Below are 18545 nucleotides of genomic sequence, written 5' to 3'. Positions count from 1 at the left end.
TCGCCAATGGATAATACATCTGTCTGGATGATTCCATCCTTTCAGGCTTAAATATGAATAGGATTGGTCAACCTTTGTGTTAAATAATTTTGTGTTTTAGCAAACAAAAAACCACCCCTTTTCTACCATCGAAAAGGAGTGATTCACAGCTAGTTTACACAAAAAATAATACTGATATTTATTTTCCTTACTTATCAAAAACAAGTGTTCTTTTTTCTTTTCTTTTTGGAATTCCATGGACCTTATCGTACAGATAAGCTAACAGGGTGGGCTTTTTATAAATCCTGCTGTAACGGTACCTGGTATTGAAGTGTCTTATATGGATTTTATAAGCATCATACCCGATTACAGTCAAAAGACACAAACTGATCACATAAAACACCCTGAATTCAAGATAGTAATACGTAAGCCCGGAGAAAACAGCTCCTAAAACATAGGCGGCCATGATGCTCATAAGCAGCTTTGCTCTTCCGATCAGCTCCCCGTTTTTCCTGTATTTTTTCTGGGTAAACATGGAAAGCAGGATTCCAAGGTCGGTAGTGGTACCCGTAAGGTGGGTCGTTTTCACCGAGAAATTGGAGATACTTGCCGTAAGACCATTCTGAAGTCCGGTTGCAAAAAGCATCAGCGCAACCAGATATTCTGTTTCTTCCAGTGTTTTCTGATAATAAAACTGCCCGTATATTCCCACAAACAGCAGACATATGATTTCCAGAACAAGAGGCATGGAATGGGCAAAATATTTACTCTTTTTATTAAAGTTGATCACTATAAAGTTGGACAGAAAGCTTCCGAAGAAGAACAGGAAGATCCACACTCCTACCACAGCTACCTGCGTCCAGTTTCCTTTACTGATTTCCGCCGCCAATATGGCGTAGTGCCCTGTTACATTTGATGTAAAAGAGAGAAAAATCAACAGGGAGGCAATATTTATAGTCCCTGCAGTAAATGCAGTCAGCGTTCCCAATCTGATATTGTCTCCCAACGTTCGGCTGTTACTATAATTTCTTAACATTTTTTATTCTTTTAATAATTGTGCTTTATTCATTTTTCAAACCTCAACAAAGATTTCGGCCAGTCTTCCTCTTTCCGGAAGCCTTTCGGCGGTCTGCACCTTAATTTCATGAACCTGAAGTTCCCTGCATTTTTTGATATACGGAGCAATATCAAATTTTCCTTTGCCCTTACTTTTAATGGATGGAGAATAGTAAGCTTCCTGGATATTTTCCGCTTTCACATAATTGTTGAATGCCCTCTGAAAGCTTCCTGTGAAAATATCGCAGATGATTTTATTAACCAGGTGAGGATATTTATTCCTGATGATTCCGTATGCATCACAGAATTCCTGCGGCCTGATCTTGTTAAAAATGATGCTTTTTGTGTTAAACAGAAGGTCTCTTATGGAATCCCCGGGATCGTATCCTGAAACCAAAAGAATATTATACTGGTCCTGGTCTTCCGATGCTTCTTTCTCTTTCAGTACTTTTTTCAATATGTTCAGTGACTCAAGAGAGTAATCCGTGGCGATTAAGATGGTTTTGGTCATATCTTTTAGATTTAGGTTTGTTGTCATATTTTGATGATACAAAACTAAAGCGGCAAGATTAAAAGCCCTTTGGAACGGAATTAAAATGTGATTAAAGAGATTAAAATGAGATTAGAATATTGTTAACTGCCGTTAATACGAACGTTTTGAGAGATTAGTGATGAGAATAAAGTATATAGATTTCTCCCAGATTTAAGAGATTGGGCAGATTTTACATTCTGCTTACTTTGAATTTGATTTTTGCCACTAAACCCCTTCCGGCCTTGTGCTATAGAAATTAGGAAAACGCATTTGAACGGTAGTTCCCTGGTTTTCATGGGAGCTTACAATCAGTTCACCCTGGTGCATTCTTACGATATTTCTCGCCAGTGGAAGCCCGATTCCGTAGCCTTCGTAGTTTTTGGTGTTGGAAGCCCTGAAGAAAGGATCATAGATCTTGTTCATCTCAACTTCCGGAATTCCTATCCCGAAATCTTTTACAATGATATAAACATCCGTATCTGTGGCTCCCAGAGAAACCTTTACCTGCTGGAAATTAGAATATTTACAGCCGTTGCTGATGATATTAGCCACTGCGAGATGCAGCAGCTGCTCATTGCCCTGTACTTTTAATTTTTTAGGATTATCAGGAAGCATACTGATATCCAGATAGATATTATTTCTGGAATCAATTTTCCGGAGGGTTTCAATCACGTCCCAAAGCAGCTGATCAATCCTTACTTTATCCATTTTCTGGATCTTGCCGTCGAAACCGGTCTGAGCGATCATAAGTAAGGCTTTGATCTTTTTATCCAGTTTTTCCGCTTCATCAAGGATGATCTCCAATGTATCCTTATATTCGTCTGCTGTCCTGCTGATGGAAAGTGCTACGTCTGCCTCTCCCATGATGGAGGTGAGGGGGGTTCTCAGTTCGTGGGAAACATTTCCGATCAGGTGGTTTTGGGTTTCAAATGAAGTTTCTATACGGTTCAGCATTCCGTTGAAAGTGTCTACCAGCTCATTCAGCTCCTTGTTATCCGGTTGCGGCTCCAATCTGAGGTGAAGATTTTCAGAGCTGATCTCTTTTACTTTTCCGGTAATTTTAAGAATAGGCCTGAATAAAGTTTTAGACAGATAAAAAGAAAAAATCATGCTGAAAAACAGGGAAAGTACAATACAGGTGATCAGTGTCCTCTTTAAAAATCCGAGATAATAGATCACATAATGATTCTTGGCAGAAGCAATGGCGATATAGTCTTTATCATCATATTTAAAGGTCTGCCCGATGTAATAGAATTCTTTGTCATTATAATTGGCCTCTCCTTTTCTGACAATACTTTTGAAAAAATAATCGGGAATGTGGACTTCCTGTGAAATTTTCCTGAAATTGGAATCCGAAGGAACCGCAAAAACATAATCCCTCTCCATAGGAAGCTCTTCATCATTCAGGCTGCTAAGGATATGATTTTCGGGAAGATCTAAATGGTCTTTGCTTTTTTCGATCTGAACAATTGTTGCTGTACGGATCTTCAGCAGCTCATAAAATCTCTGGTGTGAAAAGTTGACAATCGAAAAGTAAACCAACCCACTGAACAGCAGAATGATGGCAGTGAACACCAGCATAAGGAGCACCATTGTTTTGGTCTGATTTGTAACCACTTTATTAAACATTCATTAAGATTTTTTCAGCACATACCCCATCCCTATCACCGTATGAATCAGCTTATTATCATCCTGACTGTCCAGCTTTTTTCTTAAATAATTCACATAGACATCTACCACATTCGTTCCCAGATCATAATTGACACCCCAAACTGCGTCCAGGATTTCAGCTCTTGAAATTACTTTTTCAGGATTATTGAGAAAGTATAGCAGCAGTTTATATTCTGTAGAGGTCAAAGAAATTTCTTCCCCGGCACGGGTCACTTTCTTCGTATAATCATTAACGACCAGGTCTGAAAACTGGAATACATGTTCATTGTCCGGTTCCGGTTCAGCAATTTCCTGCACACTGATACTGTGGCTTCTTCTTAATAGTGATTTCACGCGGGCAACTAATTCAATAAACTTGAAAGGCTTTACCAGGTAGTCATCTCCTCCGCTTTCAAGCCCCAGAACAATATTTTCGGAGGTTCCCAATGCTGTTAAAAACAGGATCGGAACATGCAGGTTGGTTTTCCTGATCTCTTTGCAGACATCCAGCCCGTTCATTTCCGGCAGCATAATATCCAAAACCACCAGATCGAAATCGTTGGCCTGCACCAGCTGTACACCTGTACGCCCGTCAAAAGCAACGGAAACTTCGTACCCGTTCTCCTGAAGTCCTTTTTTTATAAAAGATACAACGCTGGTTTCGTCTTCGATGAGGATAATCTTTTTCATTGAATAAGGAATTTCACAAAAATAGGGAAAAAGAGCGAATAGGAATGAAGACAGAGAAAGCAAAACTCTATGATCGTAAAAATCTTAGATAATGAAAAGCAAAGTTTTCTTATTTAAAAACTGAATTCGGTATAAGAAAATGCCTGAAAACAATTTTATTTTTACCGCAAAGGCAGAATTAATCAGGATAAGCAGTGCTTTCAATAACAGTTTATGCTAAGTCATAAAACAAAAAACTCTCTGTAAACAATACAGAGAGTTTTTGTGTGGTGCGGATGAAGGGACTCGAACCCCCACGCCTCACGGCACCAGATCCTAAGTCTGGCGTGGCTACCAATTACACCACATCCGCTGGTTTTTCTTTATTTAAAGAACTTAATTCCTTTTGAGACCACAAATATAAAACATTTGTCTTAAAATAAGAACTAAAAAAAACATAAATACTCACAAAAAGCGAATACAGAAGCATTATCTTTTACAAACCTTCTTAAAACAAAAAACTCTCTGTCGAAATTCTACAGAGAGTTTTGTACCCCGGGCGGGACTTGAACCCGCACGTTCTTACGAACACAGGATTTTAAGTCCTGCGTGTCTACCAGTTCCACCACCAGGGCAGGTGTGGAGCGAAAAACGGGACTCGAACCCGCGACCCCAACCTTGGCAAGGTTGTGCTCTACCAGCTGAGCTATTTTCGCATGGTGCGGATGAAGGGACTCGAACCCCCACGCCTCACGGCACCAGATCCTAAGTCTGGCGTGGCTACCAATTACACCACATCCGCTGGTTTGTTTATTTTAAAGAGCTTGCTTCGTTTTTGTGAGTGCAAATATAGGACATTTTCTTTTCCCTCCAAACTTTTCAGAAAAAAAAATTAAAATTCATAGATTTTTTTCCCACTCGTTCTATTATTACATTTCATTTTCTTACTTTTACAACGTTAATAATTACAATATGGAATTACAAGGAACGGTAAAGAAACTTTTTGATGCTCAGACATTTGCAAGTGGTTTTCAAAAAAGAGAAATGGTTATTTTAACCCAGGAACAGTACCCACAGCCGATAAACATAGAATTTTTGTCTGATAAGATCAGTTTATTAGATCATCTTAAGGAAGGTGAGAATGTAAAAGTGGGAATCAACATCAGAGGAAGAGAATGGGTTTCTCCTCAGGGTGAAACTAAATATTTCAATTCTATTACAGGATGGAAAATTGAAAAAGTGATGGACAGCGGATCTGAGCCTACTCAGGCCTCTCCTTCTCAGTCTGCATCTCCGGTTTCCAACGAAAACCCTTTCGCTGGCGACGATGACGATGATTTACCTTTTTAATTAAAAGAATAAGATCCAATATAAATCCTGCTTGCTCAAGTAGGATTTTTTTTCCCAAAAAATGGTCCGACTAGACGAAAACGAGATTTCTTTCCCCGACCCTGAACTTTATGACGGTCATAAAGGCCTGATTGCCTTCGGCGGTGATCTGTCCATTGAACGTATTTGGTTCGCCTACCAGCTGGGAATCTTTCCGTGGTACAATCCCGGTGAAGAAATCCTGTGGTGGAGCCCGGATCCCAGGTTTGTCCTGTATCCGGATGAGCTGAAAGTGTCTAAATCCATGAGAAAGATAATGAACAGGGGAACTTTTACATTTTCGGAGAACAAAAATTTCAGGGAAGTGATCCGAAACTGCCAGCAAACCAGCCGGAAAGAGCAGACGGGAACCTGGCTTTCGGACGAACTGATGGAGTCTTTCATCAAACTTCACGACTACGGCCTGGCCAAAAGTATTGAAGTATGGCTGGATGGAGAACTCGTCGGCGGATTTTATGGTCTTCAGATCGGCAATGTCTTCTGCGGGGAAAGTATGTTTGCGAAAGTAAGCAATGCCTCTAAAGCCGGCTTTATTCACTTTGTGGAAAGCAACAAAGACACCCTGGACCTAATTGACTGCCAGTCTCATACCGAGCACCTGGAAAGTTTGGGCGCAAAAATGATTCCCAAAAAAGAATTTTTAAAAATCTTACACAAAAACAATGAACGCGGATAAAGAAAAATGGATTCTTCTTATCATACTGACTCTTATCTGGGGATCTTCTTTTATCCTGATCAAAAAGTCTCTGGAGCATTTTAATCCGTACCAGGTGGGAGCACTCAGGGTTTTAATTGCAGGAATCATTTTAATGCCGGTTGCCATTTCGAAATACAGGCTTTTCCCTAAAAAGCATCTGAAATGGCTTATTCTGGCTGCATTTACAGGAAATTTTATTCCTATGTTCCTGTTTCCGATCGCAGAAACGGAAGTGAGCAGCAGCATTGCGGGAATTATCAATTCCATGATGCCGATATTCGTGATTATTGTGGGAGCACTGATCTGGAAATTTGAAACAACCAAAAGACAGATGGTAGGAACGCTGATCAGTTTTGCGGGAGTCTGTTTACTGGCATTCGGAGGGGATGGAGAAGGCGGAAAGTTTAAGCTTATTCCGATATTGCTGTTATTAGTGGCTACATTATGCTATGCCTTAAGCACTACCACCGTGAAATCTAAACTTATGGATGTTTCTTCCACCATTTTATCAGCTTTTGTTTTTTCATTTGTTTTATTTTTCCCTTCCCTTATTTCTTTAATGTTCACAGGATTCTTTTCTACCTTCAGCTTTAATGAAGATAATATGCTGGGACTGATGTTTGTAGGTCTTTTATCCGTCTTTGGGACCGGGCTGGCCATGACTTTGAATTACCGTTTACTGAAAGTATCTACCCCATTATTTGCCTCAACAGTAACGCTGCTGATGCCTATTGTTGCTATTATCTGGGGATTTCTAGATGGTGAAAAACTGAGTGTATTACAGTTTGTGGGAGCAGGAGTTATTATTGGGGGCCTGATCTTTTTAAGGGCTAAATCCGTTGCTGTAAAAAAGTAAGTTCCACTCTTTATATGGTGAGTGGCTGGAAAAAACATTTTTGCTTTTAATTCATGTTCACGCAAGGGTTTATGAAAAATGCTTTTTACTTGGAGGAAAGCAAAACCGCTGATTAAGTTCGTGGATAAACGTTCGCTTTAAATCAATGCAATTGAATCCTCTTTGTATCAATTTATAATATCAGAACTAGGTTTCGTGTTAAAAGCAGGTTAATTTTTCTTCAAGTTTTACATTTCACTCCTAATTGAGCTGTTGAACGTACTATATTATTTACTCAAAACTTGGATTAAAATAAAAATCCTGCATTGCTACAGGATTTATTATTATTGATTTTAATTTAAACCATTAAGAATTTTAAGCTGCTAAAGAGAATTAAGGCAGATCTTTCGATCTTAAATTCCCTCTCTTCCAACTTCCTAAGAATTTTTCTTTTTCACTTTGGCTTTGACTTTCTTCACCTCATCTTTAATAAAGGGATATTTCTTCTGCATATCCGTAGCCAGAGATGAATCTATGCTTAAAGCTTTCTGAAGGGATTCTGTCCCTTTTTCCGGATTTCTCAGATTGAAATAACAGTTGCTGAGCTGATAATAAAGTTCAGCTCTGTCATGTACCTTGATGGCGTTGTTCAGAATAGTTACTGCTTCTTCATATTCTCCAAGAAGCATCAGTACTTCTGAATAGGCATACCAGTTGTAAAATCTTGAAGGTTCGGCATCCACCAGCTTTTTCAGGCAGGAAAGGCTTTCTTCAAATTTTCCGGAATCAATTAACAGAAACGCCAGCCTTTTCTGATAGTCAAGGTTACTGTCATTGAGCTGGGTGGCTTCTATTGCAAAATGCAGCGCTTCTTTCATACCTCCCATTTCTTCATACAGATAAGACTGCTCCATCATCGCAAGATAAAACTGCGGGTCTTCTCTCAACGATCTCTGGAATGCATTAAGTGCCATTATGGACTGTTTCTGTGCTTTATAACACAATCCTATCTTGTAAAATGTAAATGCTTTGGTATATTCAAGCTCAAGCATTTCCTCATATACTTCTACTGCCTTCTGATATTGTCCTAAGGCTTCGTAGCATGCTGCTTTGTTAGCATATACTCCTACAGAACTTGAATTAATGGCCAGCAGATAATCATATCCTTTTATGGCTTCTTCATAATTCTTTCTGTTGAAGTAGAACTGTCCGTATTCGAACCATGCGGTTTCGGAATAGGCAAATTCATCTAAATATTCATTAAGAAAGGCAATAGCCTCCTCGCTCTTATTCAGGTCGCTGAAACAGATCATACAGTTTTCAAGTGAATATTCATCCGTAGGATCTTCTTTCAGAGCTTTTCTGTAATGTTTAAGAGCGTTAAAGGGGTCTCCCAAATTTACATATTCGTCTGCAATAAAGTTGTGAAGGAAGTTCTCTTCTTCCTGCAGTTCTAAAGCTTTTTTGCAGATGTCAATGGCTTTTCTGGGGTTTCCCAGGTTCGAATAATACTTCGCGTAGCAGACCATAAAGTCTGTATTTTCCATTGATGAGCCTTTTAGTTCGTCAATGAGTTCTTTTGCGGTATTATAATCTTCCCATTCCAAAAGAATCTCAAGTCTTTTGATCTTGATATCCAATGAATTGGGATGAAGCTTCAGGCCATAGTTAACGGCATTGTCTGCGTAGTTAAAATCACCCAGCTCCAAATAATAAACAATAATGTCTTCTAACTCTTCGGTATCGAAGTAGAATTCATCATTATTTTCCATCATTTCCTCGAACTTTTTTACAAGTTCATTTCCAAAATACTCTTCCAATAGTGTTGTCTTTGTCGGCCCGATGTCTGAATATACTTACAAACCTCGGCAAACTTTATTAATTAATAATAACCTCTGAAACTGAAATTCAAATGTTTATGCAAAGTTGCAACTTTTTTTTGAATTAATTTTTCATAAATTTCTATATTAAAGATAGTAAAAAAAGAAAAGAGATAAAAGGATTGTGGATAAAAAACGGAAATTGTGGTTAAATAATCACAGCGAGTCTTTTGCCACTCATAATTCCGACACTCCAGGCCTGTTTTTTATCAAATTTTCAGAGAATTTTTGAAAGTAAATTTCTGTAAAAAAAGAACGGAGCATTTCTGTTCCGTTCTGTTCTGTTTAAATTAAAGATTTGATTTTAGCAATAATATCATCTCCAAGCTTATCGGCTTCTTCCTGTGAGTGGGCCTCGGTGTAGATTCTGATGATGGGTTCCGTATTGGATTTTCTCAGATGCACCCAGTTCTTTTCAAAGTCGATCTTAACGCCATCTACCGTGGAAACTTCTTCATTCTGATATTCTTTTTCCATTTTGGCTAAAATATCATCTACATTAATCTCCGGGGTAAGCTCTATCTTCTTTTTACCCATGAAATATTCCGGATATCCGGCTCTCAGCTGGGAAACTGTTTTGTTTTCTTTTGCTAGATGGGTTAAGAACAATGCAGCACCTACCAAAGAATCTCTTCCATAATGAAGGTCAGGATAGATAATTCCTCCGTTTCCTTCTCCTCCGATCACAGCATTTTTCTCTTTCATAAGGTTTACTACGTTCACTTCTCCTACAGCACTGGCAAAGTATTCTGAATCGTGGCTTCTGGCAACATCTCTCAATGCACGGCTTGAAGAAAGGTTTGACACAGCAACGCCTTTTTTATGTTTCAGTAAATAATCTGCTACGGCAACCAGGGTATATTCTTCCCCGAACATTTCGCCTTTTTCATCAATTAAGGCCAATCTGTCTACATCCGGATCTACAACAATTCCTACATCTGCACTTTCTTTTTTTACAAGCTCACAGATATCTCCCAAATGCTCTTTCAAAGGTTCAGGGTTGTGTGGGAACTGTCCGTTCGGTTCGCAGTATAATTTTATAGTCTCGCAGCCCAATTTGTCCAGCAGCATTGGAATTGCAATTCCTCCTGTAGAATTTACGGCATCGAGAACGATTTTGAATTTTTTAGCTTTAATGGCTTCAACATCTACCATCGGTAATTCTAAAATCTGCTGAATATGAATATCAAAAGCATCATCTCTTGTTTCATATTTTCCAAGGTCATCCACTTCTGCGTAATTGAAATCTTCACTTTCAGCCAGAGCAAGGACTTTTGCCCCGTCATCTCCGCTGATGAATTCTCCTTTGCCGTTCAGCAGCTTAAGAGCATTCCACTGTTTTGGATTGTGGGAAGCGGTAAGAATGATTCCTCCGTCTGCTTTCAGTTCCGGAACCATTATTTCGACAGTCGGAGTGGTGGAAAGTCCTAAATCAACAACATTGATCCCAAGACCCTGTAAAGTTGCACTAACCAGAGAGGAAACCATTTCCCCGGAAATTCTGGCGTCTCTTCCTATGACCAGGGTTAAATTCTTTTTATTCTGTGTATTCTGAAGCCAGGTTCCGAACGCAGATGCAAATTTCACTACATCCAGAGGCGTCAAGTTATCATTTACTTTTCCGCCGATTGTCCCTCTGATCCCTGAAATAGATTTTATTAATGACATTCTGTTCTTATTTTATTTAATTGGTTTTTATTCTTGGCAAAGATACTTAAAAGACTTATAAGTTATAAAACAGGTATCTTTTCCCGGATCTTGTCGTAATTTCTTTGTACAGCCTTCGGTGGTGGAAAACGGTAACCTATATAAAGCAAGCCGTACACGTTATTGTTTTGTACATTCTGGTTATCCTCATTGTAAGCATATGCGTTTACATTAAATTTTCCTCCGAACAGAAACCGGTCTGTATTGTATCCTATATGAAGGCCTGCCGCAAATCTCAGGGTCAGGTATTGGGTATTTTCTTTATTGAATTTTGTCCCGTCATCACGAATATCCCAGCTGTTGGAAAACATTCCACCCAGTCCCAGTGAGATATTGGGCGCAATATTTACTCTTTTTCCGGCACCCAGTACCCAATTGTAAAAATAGCCCATATTGGCTCCGAAGCTGTACTGGGTCTCTTTACTTTTCTGCCTGTTTAAAATATCTCTGAATACAGAAAGGTCATAATCCACGAAAGGAACCCAGCTCCCGCGGCTTTCTTTCTGCCATTCGCCCTGTGTATAAATGCTTTTGAGGGAAAAATTATCTTTGAGTACATAGGCAGTAGATCCCCCGAAGCTCTGAACTCTAAGATCAGGAAACTGGAGGTACGGATCCGTTCCTTCTTTCCATTCCGGGAAAAAGTCACTCATGTTTTCCATGTAAAATCCTTTTACATTTTTGTAGTAAACGGTCTGAATAAACTTTTTGGGAAAAAACCTGAATCTCAGGTCTGTATAAGAGCTATTGCCCTTGAGTGCATCGTCATTATTTCCCGGAAGAAAACCGGGGGTAAATGAAATAGTTGCACTTATAATTCTGTAATCAACAGAAAAAGAAGCTCTTGTTTTGTTATTGATCGAAAAAATGGTTTCTAAGGGGTTATCCTCCGGGCCTTCCGTAAAAATGTAATTTTCAACATTGGTATCAAGATTTATGCGGACCATTATCTGATCTGCATAGGACTTGATTCTGGCAGTATCAACCTGGGCTTTTGCCAAAACGGCCAGAAGAGAGAGTAAAAAGACAGCTGCTGATTTCGGGCTCAAATCGAAATGGTTTTAGTATTAAAAAATGAAATTACTACAATTTTTTCAATTATAAGCTTAAAAACAGGATTATGAGCATCCGCAGTCTTTGTCGCACTTGGTCCTTTTGGAGCTGAATTTTTTCGGTGCAAAGTTCTTTCTGAGTACTTTAAACAGGGAGTAACAGGCAAATGCAACGACCAATATGATAATGATGTACTGAAAAATTAACGAGGTATCCATTATTTTAAAATCTGATAGGCTATTAACGACACAAAATAGGCCAAACCGGTCATCATCACAACCTGGAAGCCGGTCCATTTCCAGCTTTTGGTTTCTCTGTAGACTACTGCAAGTGTGGAAACACACTGCATTGCAAATGCATAAAATAAAAGTACGGAAATTCCTGTTGCAAAGCTGAAAACTTTTTCTCCATCAGGTTTTACGTCTCTTCTCATTTTATCGATCACTTTTACTTCGGGAGCATCGTCTTCAAGGCTGTACAGCGTGGACATGGTTCCCACGAAAACTTCTCTTGCAACAAAACTTGTCAGAATTCCCACTCCCATTTTCCAGTCGTAACCAAGAGGTGCGATAAGGGGTTCAATTCCCTTACCCATTTTGGCAAGATAGGAATGGTCTAGCTTTACATTTGTTGCTACAAATTGACCGGGGTTCTGTTTAGGTCCGAAATAGCTTAAAAACCACACAATGATGCTCACAATAAAAATAATCTTCCCTGCTCCTGTAACGAAATCCCAAACTTTACCCAGAACCATTTTAAGATCGTATCCAAAAAGCGGTTTTTTATAGGTAGGCAGATCCATTACAAGGTAGGTCTTGTCTTTATTTTTGATAAATCTTTTCAAAACTGCTGCTGAAAACAGTGCCACAAGGAAACCTAAAAGGTACATCCCCATCAGCACCAGTGCTTTATACTTGATTCCCAGGACGGATCCGTCTGAAATAATGAGCCCTATAATAATACTGTAGACCGGAAGTCTTGCAGAACAGGTCATAAACGGGGTAACAAGGATGGTGAGCAGCCTTTCTTTTACATTTTCGATATTTCTTGTAGAAATCACAGCGGGAATGGCGCAGGCCGTTCCCGACACAAGCGGTACAATACTTTTCCCATTCAGTCCAAAAGGTCGGAGCAGCCTGTCCATGAGGAATACCACCCTGGCCATATATCCTGAATCTTCCAGCAGGTAAAGGAAGTATAGTAAAATCCCGATCTGTGGTGCAAATACCACAATTCCTCCGATTCCGGGAATAATTCCGCTTGAAATCAATGAATTGACGGGGCCTTCCGGCAGGTGTTCTCTTGTAAAGGCAGCCAGCCATGAAAAGGAATCATCTATCCAGTTCATCGGATATTCTGCAAGGAAGAAAACGCTTTGGAAAATAATCAGCAGGATAAGCATGAAAACGACATAACCCCAGAATTTATGAACCAGGACTTTATCTAATTTTTCTGTTAAAAGCTCTTTGAACTGGGCTTTTTTAGAGATTACATCTGCTAATATTTTATCTACGGCCTGATACCTTCTTACGGTTTCCTGAACCTGAAGCCGTTTCGGAACCAGGCTTTTGGCATCCCGCTCATTCAGCAGGTCTTTTATTGATTCTATTCTTCCGGGATCAGAGCCCAGGGAAAGGCTCATCCAGGCTTTATATTCATTGTCCAGACCTTTGTGGGCCGCTATTTTCTGAATAAAATCTTTGTGTTCGTTCGGTGTTTCAAAGGAGATGCTGTCTGCTTTTTTAAATCCATTTTTCAGGACAGCTTCTTTGATCTCCTCTATTCCAATTTGTTCTTTGGCATTGGTCTGAATAATTTTAATGCCTAAAGCATCTGAAAATTTCTGAATATCAATGGTAATTCCTCTTCTTTCTGCCTGATCGATCTGGTTGACCACCAAGATCATGGGTATACCCAGGTCCTGTATCTGCTGGAAGAGAAGCAATCCTCTTTTTAAGCTTAGTGCTTCAAGGATATAGATAACGCCTTCATAGTTTTTCTGCTCGTCAATAAGAAATTTGGAAAAAATAGCTTCGTCTTCTGAGCTTGGATAGACGCTGTACGAGCCCGGCAGGTCGATCACCTCAACCTCTTCATTTTTATAGGTATAATTCCCGGAATGGCTCGCAACGGTAACCCCTGCGTAGTTTCCTGTCTTCTGCTTTTTGTTGCACAGTGCATTGAAAACCGTAGACTTCCCTACATTAGGATTCCCGACTAAAAGGACCTGTTTTTTCTTATTTTCCTGCATTAATTCAATTCTTCAACAATGATATAGTCTCCCTCTTCTTCACGAAGGGCGATACGGCTTTTTTCCTCTCCAAATTCTACATACATGGGGCCATTGAAAGGCGCCTGGTACAATATCCTGAAAACGGTTTCCGGCAGAAGTCCCATTTCTATGATCTTGTTGGGCATTCTCAGGTGATCGTTATCATAACCCAAAATCTTCCCCATTTTGTTTTTAGGGAAACCGCTTAATTTATGTAAGTTAATCTCTTTCAAAGCCGGATTTTTTGTAGGGGCAAATATACGCTATTTAAATTTAATCTAAATAACGACAGGGTATGAAAGAAATCAACCCAAATGCATTGCTGCATCCGGGTTGATTTTAAAAATATAATTTAGTTGATATGAAGCTTATTTTTTCTTTTTATCCTGCTGTACCGGTGATATTTCTATGGGATTGTCATTGGCGTTATAAAAATCTTTATACTGCTTCTCCTGTTTTTTCACCATATCGCCAACTGTGCCATCCATTCCCGGAACTGTTTTAGACAGCATTTCCTGTGTCATCATAGGTCTTATGGATGCAAAAGGGTCTTTTTTGAAATCGCTGAAGGTCTTTTCAAATTTTTCTCTTGTCAATTCATTCACTTTTCCTCCTTTTGCCTGCATGAGGTTTTCAATATAGGAGTATTCCGTATAATCTTTAATCTTCTTATTTCCCTGAAGCACCCAGGAGTAATTTTTCTGGTCATCTTCAATTTTAACGATCAAACCCGGAAGTCCAAAGAATTTGTAAGGTCCGTCCTGAAATGGTAAATCTGTACTGAACCAGGCAATCCATTTTCTTCCGCCAAATTCAGTGGTTGCTTTCTGAGCATTATACTCACCGATTTTTTGTTTGTCGTTAAGGATATTCCAGTTGAATTTGATGTCTTCGCTATAGCCTATATTGCTTGGTGTAAATCCATTGGCAATCTTGTCCACGTACTGAACTTTCATGCCCGGATATGACTTGTATATTCTGGCTGAAATTTTAGGAGTTTTAATGGTTTTTGACAGGTCTTTCATGACTCCCGCTTTCTGCATGGCTTCAATTTCAATTTTCATAATAGAATCCTGTGCAATCACTGTATAATCCTGATAAACTGATCTGTTTTTGTCTGTAATATCCAGAATGGTAATTACTTTATCCATCTTGGTAGAATCTTTCTTCGGCTTAAACGTCAGTTCGTAGAAGAAACGGTTGGCCGATTCTTTGGAATCCTGAGCCCACGTAAATGCGAAAAGAGCAATAAAGAATACAGAAAATAGCTTTTTCATTGTAATAACTGTTTACTAATTAGTTATCAATTGTTGAAATATGTTACAGTTTTTTTTCAAAATTTTATTCAGTCCGGTGTATACTTCTGATCATCAACGATGTACTGTACAGACTGTAGACCATTAAACACAGCCGGATTTTCTGAAAATTAAATTGATCATCCGGATCCGTTGGAGAATAAATTATAATTCCGTTAAAACATTTTCCGTTTCAAAAGTGTTATCTTTAAGTAATTTAAAAACAAAATGTTATGGATACTTTATCACAATTCAAAGATGAGCTTAAAACTGAGTACGACACGACCAGGAAATTTTTTGAAGTCTATCCTGAAGGAAAAAATGACTATGCCCCTCATGAGAAAAGCATGAAAATGATGCCTCTTGCCACTCATATTTCGGAAATTTTCGGATGGCCGGATGTGATGCTGAAAACTTCGGATCTGGATTTTGCCAAAGGTGATTTCCAGCCTAAGCATCTTTCCACAAAAGAAGATCTTATACAGACTCTTGATGAGAATTTTAAATCTGCACAGAAGGCCCTTGACCAAGCTAAAGAAGAGGACCTCAACGAAACATGGGCTTTGAAAAATAACGGTGAGGAAATGGCAAAATGGTCCAAGTACGGATCGATCCGTCACAGCCTGAACCAGATTACCCACCACAGGGCACAACTCGGGGTTTATTACAGGATGAACGGTATTCCGCTGCCGGGAAGCTATGGACCGTCTGCGGATAATCCTGGGTTTTAGATACGAATAGGTATTGTAAACAAAAAACCAACCTCAGTGAGATTGGTTTTTATTTTTCTATTTAAAGTTAAATTTTACTGTAAACATAACCTGGCTTGGACGGAGCTGATATCTTGTAAAAGTAATATTTGTGGTATTGATATCATATGTTTCGAATACTTTTTTGTTGGCAATGTTCATCCATTTAAGTTCAAAATCAATTTTCTTTTTTGCCCAGGTAAACTGATATGAAACGTCATAGAATCCGTTGTGGTATTTTTGGTTGGCTGCATTTGTATTTACCTGATCCCAGTTGAACCCGACAGTATGGTTTTCTACCGGATAGAAGAACGCTCCAAGATTATGAGTGAATCCAGTTCTGGTAGCACTGGTGTTTATCTTTCCGGTACTGGTTTGTTTTGTTCTGGACATATTTGCGTTATAATCTATGCTCATCCAGCTGAAATAAGTGTTATTGAATTTGATTCCGTATGACTGGCTGTTGTTGTTGTTGGTAAAGGCATTGTTATTCAGGAATGCATCAGATTTTGCGGTATTGTTGCTGTAGCTAAGAGAGGCATTTGTTTTAAACTTTGGAAAGTATTTTCCTACTTCTAAGCTGTAGGTATTATTTAATATATTATTATCCTGTTCTATATATTGCATTACGGTATAACCTGCTCCGTTAATCAACGGGTTTGAAATCAGGTTTCTTTTAGCATCAGAAAATCTGTAACTGATGTTGAAGAATAAATTGTTCAGAGGGTTTCTGTATTCCAGTCTTGTTCCTGCAGATTTATTATTATTCTGAGGGATAGGATTATTGATATCCATTGCATTGATTCCGCTTGGGGAGGTCATTAAGAATCCTGAATAAGCAGTATTTATTTCCCCAAAATTGTTATTGATATTGGCATTTACCGAAGCTTTCCAAAAAGAGGCAAAGGTATACTGTGCAAAAACGCTTGGCTCAAAAGTCACTTTATTTATATCTTTAGCCACATTTCTTAATGGATCTTCCGCTTTAATGTTATTAGAGTTTACAGGAAAATTGGCATACAACATCCATGAATCATTTTTATAGTTTACTCCCAGGCTTCCGTAAGGTGTTGCTGTAGTATAGGTAAGATCATTACTATATGCTGTGGGAAGTGCTCCCGGTGTTATAACATTTGATAAATCTGAAACCAGATCCGTTGTTTTAAAGTTAAATCCGACTTCCGGAGTGAATGTCCATCCTTTTTTAGAGAATCCGATATTGGCAGAATGGTTTGCTTCGATTGTTTTAAGTCTAAGGTTTTGTTTGGCAAAATTCATAGGTTCAGGAGTAAATCCTGGAATATCCAGATAAGAGGCCGGAAAAACTTTCAAGGTCTGCCTGTCTGTCTGATAACTTACAAAAGATAAAATATTCACCATTTTTTCTTTCCACGGAATAATGGTACTCAGGGAGTTCTGGAAAGATGTTGTCGGCGACTCTATTGCCTGATCGCCGTGTCTTTTCACTCCGTTTGCGGCATCCGTTCTGTCAACGATTCCCCTGTCTGCATTCCAGAACTGAGAAAAGCTTGTGGTGTTTTTGAAGAATCCTTTTTTCGCATTTTTTGTAAATATCAATTCTCCTTTTGCCTTATCCGTATAAAAATTATTCAGAATGTTTACAATATTAGAGCTTCCCCCGAAATAATCTGTCTGGCTGTAAGATTCTCTTTCAACGGCATTATTGGTATAGTTGGCATTGGCTTTAAGTTCCCATTCTTTCTTTTTGTCGATATTGGTAAGATAGTTGGCCGACAGATAATGCACATTGTTCATCAAATATCTTTTTACCGGAAGATTGGGTGTGCTTGCATTTTCTACATTCAGCCAGTCGTTCTGAGAAGTATTGGTTCTTCTTCCTTCAAACCTGTTCCCGAAAGCCAGGATGTTTCCTTCATTTTCCACCTGCTCACCCATATTGTTGGTTTTGTAGTTAACTACCCACTGACTTTTCTGCCCGAAAAACATGGGAGTCAGCTTCACGTTCCACAGCCACGGATCTCCAAAACCGGTTCCCACTTCTCCTCTTCCGGTCATGGTAACCGAGTTTTTTAACTTGATGTTGATCGCGGCCTGATCAGAAGGCACTTTATCCTGAAGAATCTTTACGGGCTGGTGGTTTTCAAGAACTTCCACTTTCTGCACGGCATCTTTGGGAAGCGAGTTGTTGATCGTTCCGTAACCGCCTTCCATAAGGTCTTTTCCGTTGACATAAAATTTATTGATGGCATTTCCCTGGTAAAGGATAGTTCCGTCTTTATTGACTTCAATTCCCGGAATTTTTCTCATTACATCAGCAAGTGTCCTGTCGCTTTTACTGTCAAACGCTTTAAGATCATAGGCAATGGTGTCTCCTCTTGCGGTGATCATCTTGGTTTTTAACTGGACTTCTTTTATTTCTGTCGCTTCAGACTGCATTTTGAACGTCAGTGTCTGATCGCTGTTACTGATTTGTTTAGTCAGAGGTTTTTGGTTGAATGCTTTCACTTTCAGATCCACATTGGGTTCTGCAGATGTAAACGTTACTTTGTATTCCCCTTTGGAATTGGTAATCCCGTATGCCAAAATAGCATCTTTGCCAGGCTCTTCTATGGTAACGCTGGCGCTGGGTACAGCAGATCCGTCTTCATCTGTAATTTTCCCTGACACTGTTTTCTGTGCAAAGGTGAGCACGGTAAAAAAGAGCATCAGAAATAAAGAAATCTTTCCTTTCATAGTTTATTATTTGCTTAATTAGTTTGCAGCTTCTGTTTTTTGTTACACTTTTATAAAGATGTATTTT

General features: G+C 39.0%; 15 protein-coding genes and 4 tRNA genes. 4 read left to right on the top strand and 15 right to left on the bottom strand.

From position 1 onward, the window contains the following. Positions 1 to 187: 187 nt before the first annotated feature. The 8 genes from IX38_RS01995 to IX38_RS01960 all read right to left on the bottom strand — a co-directional run bounded on the left by IX38_RS01995 (position 188) and on the right by IX38_RS01960 (position 4688). Positions 188 to 1015: a YoaK family protein gene (locus tag IX38_RS01995; protein ID WP_034701164.1), complete on the bottom strand. Its 828-nt coding sequence runs from the start codon at positions 1013 to 1015 to the stop codon at positions 188 to 190. A 36-nt stretch (positions 1016 to 1051) separates the two neighbouring features. After that, positions 1052 to 1573: a hypothetical protein gene (locus IX38_RS01990; RefSeq protein ID WP_228377896.1), complete on the bottom strand. Its 522-nt coding sequence runs from the start codon at positions 1571 to 1573 to the stop codon at positions 1052 to 1054. 219 nt (positions 1574 to 1792) lie between these two features. Next, on the bottom strand, positions 1793 to 3196 hold the full coding sequence (locus tag IX38_RS01985; protein WP_034701163.1) for a sensor histidine kinase: 1404 nt from the start codon (positions 3194 to 3196) through the stop codon (positions 1793 to 1795). A 3-nt stretch (positions 3197 to 3199) separates the two neighbouring features. Beyond that, positions 3200 to 3907 (bottom strand): response regulator transcription factor, encoded by a 708-nt coding sequence (locus IX38_RS01980; protein WP_034701162.1) that lies wholly within the window; start codon positions 3905 to 3907, stop codon positions 3200 to 3202. A gap of 267 nt (positions 3908 to 4174) precedes the next feature. Beyond that, positions 4175 to 4259: transfer RNA gene (locus IX38_RS01975), tRNA-Leu, on the bottom strand. A gap of 178 nt (positions 4260 to 4437) precedes the next feature. Further along, a tRNA-Leu gene (locus IX38_RS01970) sits at positions 4438 to 4521 on the bottom strand. A gap of 5 nt (positions 4522 to 4526) precedes the next feature. Beyond that, positions 4527 to 4602, bottom strand: a tRNA-Gly gene (locus IX38_RS01965). A 1-nt stretch (position 4603) separates the two neighbouring features. Then, a tRNA-Leu gene (locus IX38_RS01960) sits at positions 4604 to 4688 on the bottom strand. 170 nt (positions 4689 to 4858) lie between these two features. On the opposite strand from IX38_RS01960, the gene IX38_RS01955 reads away from it, so the two are divergent. The 3 genes from IX38_RS01955 (at position 4859) to IX38_RS01945 (ending at position 6828) form a co-directional block, all read left to right on the top strand. Further along, a complete protein-coding gene (locus IX38_RS01955; protein WP_034701161.1) occupies positions 4859 to 5236 on the top strand; it encodes a DUF3127 domain-containing protein in 378 nt (125 codons plus the stop codon). A gap of 61 nt (positions 5237 to 5297) precedes the next feature. After that, positions 5298 to 5951 (top strand): leucyl/phenylalanyl-tRNA--protein transferase, encoded by a 654-nt coding sequence (gene aat, locus IX38_RS01950; RefSeq protein ID WP_034701160.1) that lies wholly within the window; start codon positions 5298 to 5300, stop codon positions 5949 to 5951. Continuing rightward, entirely contained in the window at positions 5938 to 6828 is an 891-nt protein-coding gene (locus tag IX38_RS01945) for a DMT family transporter (protein ID WP_034701159.1), read from the top strand. The genes aat and IX38_RS01945 overlap by 14 nt, the downstream gene beginning before the upstream one ends. A gap of 416 nt (positions 6829 to 7244) precedes the next feature. On the opposite strand, the gene IX38_RS01940 is transcribed toward IX38_RS01945, so the two are convergent. The 6 genes from IX38_RS01940 to IX38_RS01915 all read right to left on the bottom strand — a co-directional run bounded on the left by IX38_RS01940 (position 7245) and on the right by IX38_RS01915 (position 14996). Beyond that, a complete protein-coding gene (locus IX38_RS01940; RefSeq protein WP_034701158.1) occupies positions 7245 to 8627 on the bottom strand; it encodes a tetratricopeptide repeat protein in 1383 nt (460 codons plus the stop codon). A 345-nt stretch (positions 8628 to 8972) separates the two neighbouring features. Next, entirely contained in the window at positions 8973 to 10355 is a 1383-nt protein-coding gene (glmM, locus tag IX38_RS01935) for a phosphoglucosamine mutase (RefSeq protein WP_034701157.1), read from the bottom strand. A 62-nt stretch (positions 10356 to 10417) separates the two neighbouring features. Further along, positions 10418 to 11443, bottom strand: a complete 1026-nt coding sequence (locus tag IX38_RS01930; RefSeq protein WP_034701156.1) for a DUF4421 family protein — start codon at positions 11441 to 11443, stop codon at positions 10418 to 10420. Between the two features lie 221 nt (positions 11444 to 11664). After that, on the bottom strand, positions 11665 to 13698 hold the full coding sequence (gene feoB / locus IX38_RS01925; RefSeq protein WP_034701155.1) for a ferrous iron transport protein B: 2034 nt from the start codon (positions 13696 to 13698) through the stop codon (positions 11665 to 11667). Continuing rightward, the gene (locus IX38_RS01920; RefSeq protein ID WP_084680157.1) at positions 13698 to 13952 is read right to left on the bottom strand and encodes a FeoA family protein; all 255 of its coding nucleotides are present in this window, start codon (positions 13950 to 13952) and stop codon (positions 13698 to 13700) included. The genes feoB and IX38_RS01920 overlap by 1 nt, the downstream gene beginning before the upstream one ends. A gap of 135 nt (positions 13953 to 14087) precedes the next feature. Continuing rightward, the gene (locus IX38_RS01915; protein WP_034701154.1) at positions 14088 to 14996 is read right to left on the bottom strand and encodes a GLPGLI family protein; all 909 of its coding nucleotides are present in this window, start codon (positions 14994 to 14996) and stop codon (positions 14088 to 14090) included. Positions 14997 to 15247: 251 nt separating this feature from the next. Here IX38_RS01915 and IX38_RS01910 point away from each other — a divergent pair, with 251 nt between their 5' ends. Next, positions 15248 to 15745 (top strand): DinB family protein, encoded by a 498-nt coding sequence (locus IX38_RS01910; protein WP_034701153.1) that lies wholly within the window; start codon positions 15248 to 15250, stop codon positions 15743 to 15745. 57 nt (positions 15746 to 15802) lie between these two features. On the opposite strand, the gene IX38_RS01905 is transcribed toward IX38_RS01910, so the two are convergent. Further along, entirely contained in the window at positions 15803 to 18478 is a 2676-nt protein-coding gene (locus IX38_RS01905; protein WP_034701152.1) for a carboxypeptidase-like regulatory domain-containing protein, read from the bottom strand. Positions 18479 to 18545: the final 67 nt, after the last annotated feature.

Origin of the sequence: Chryseobacterium luteum, from assembly GCF_000737785.1 — a bacterium.
In the GTDB taxonomy this organism is placed as follows: Bacteria; Bacteroidota; Bacteroidia; order Flavobacteriales; family Weeksellaceae; genus Chryseobacterium; species Chryseobacterium luteum.
This window is presented reverse-complemented; position numbering and strand designations above follow the sequence as displayed.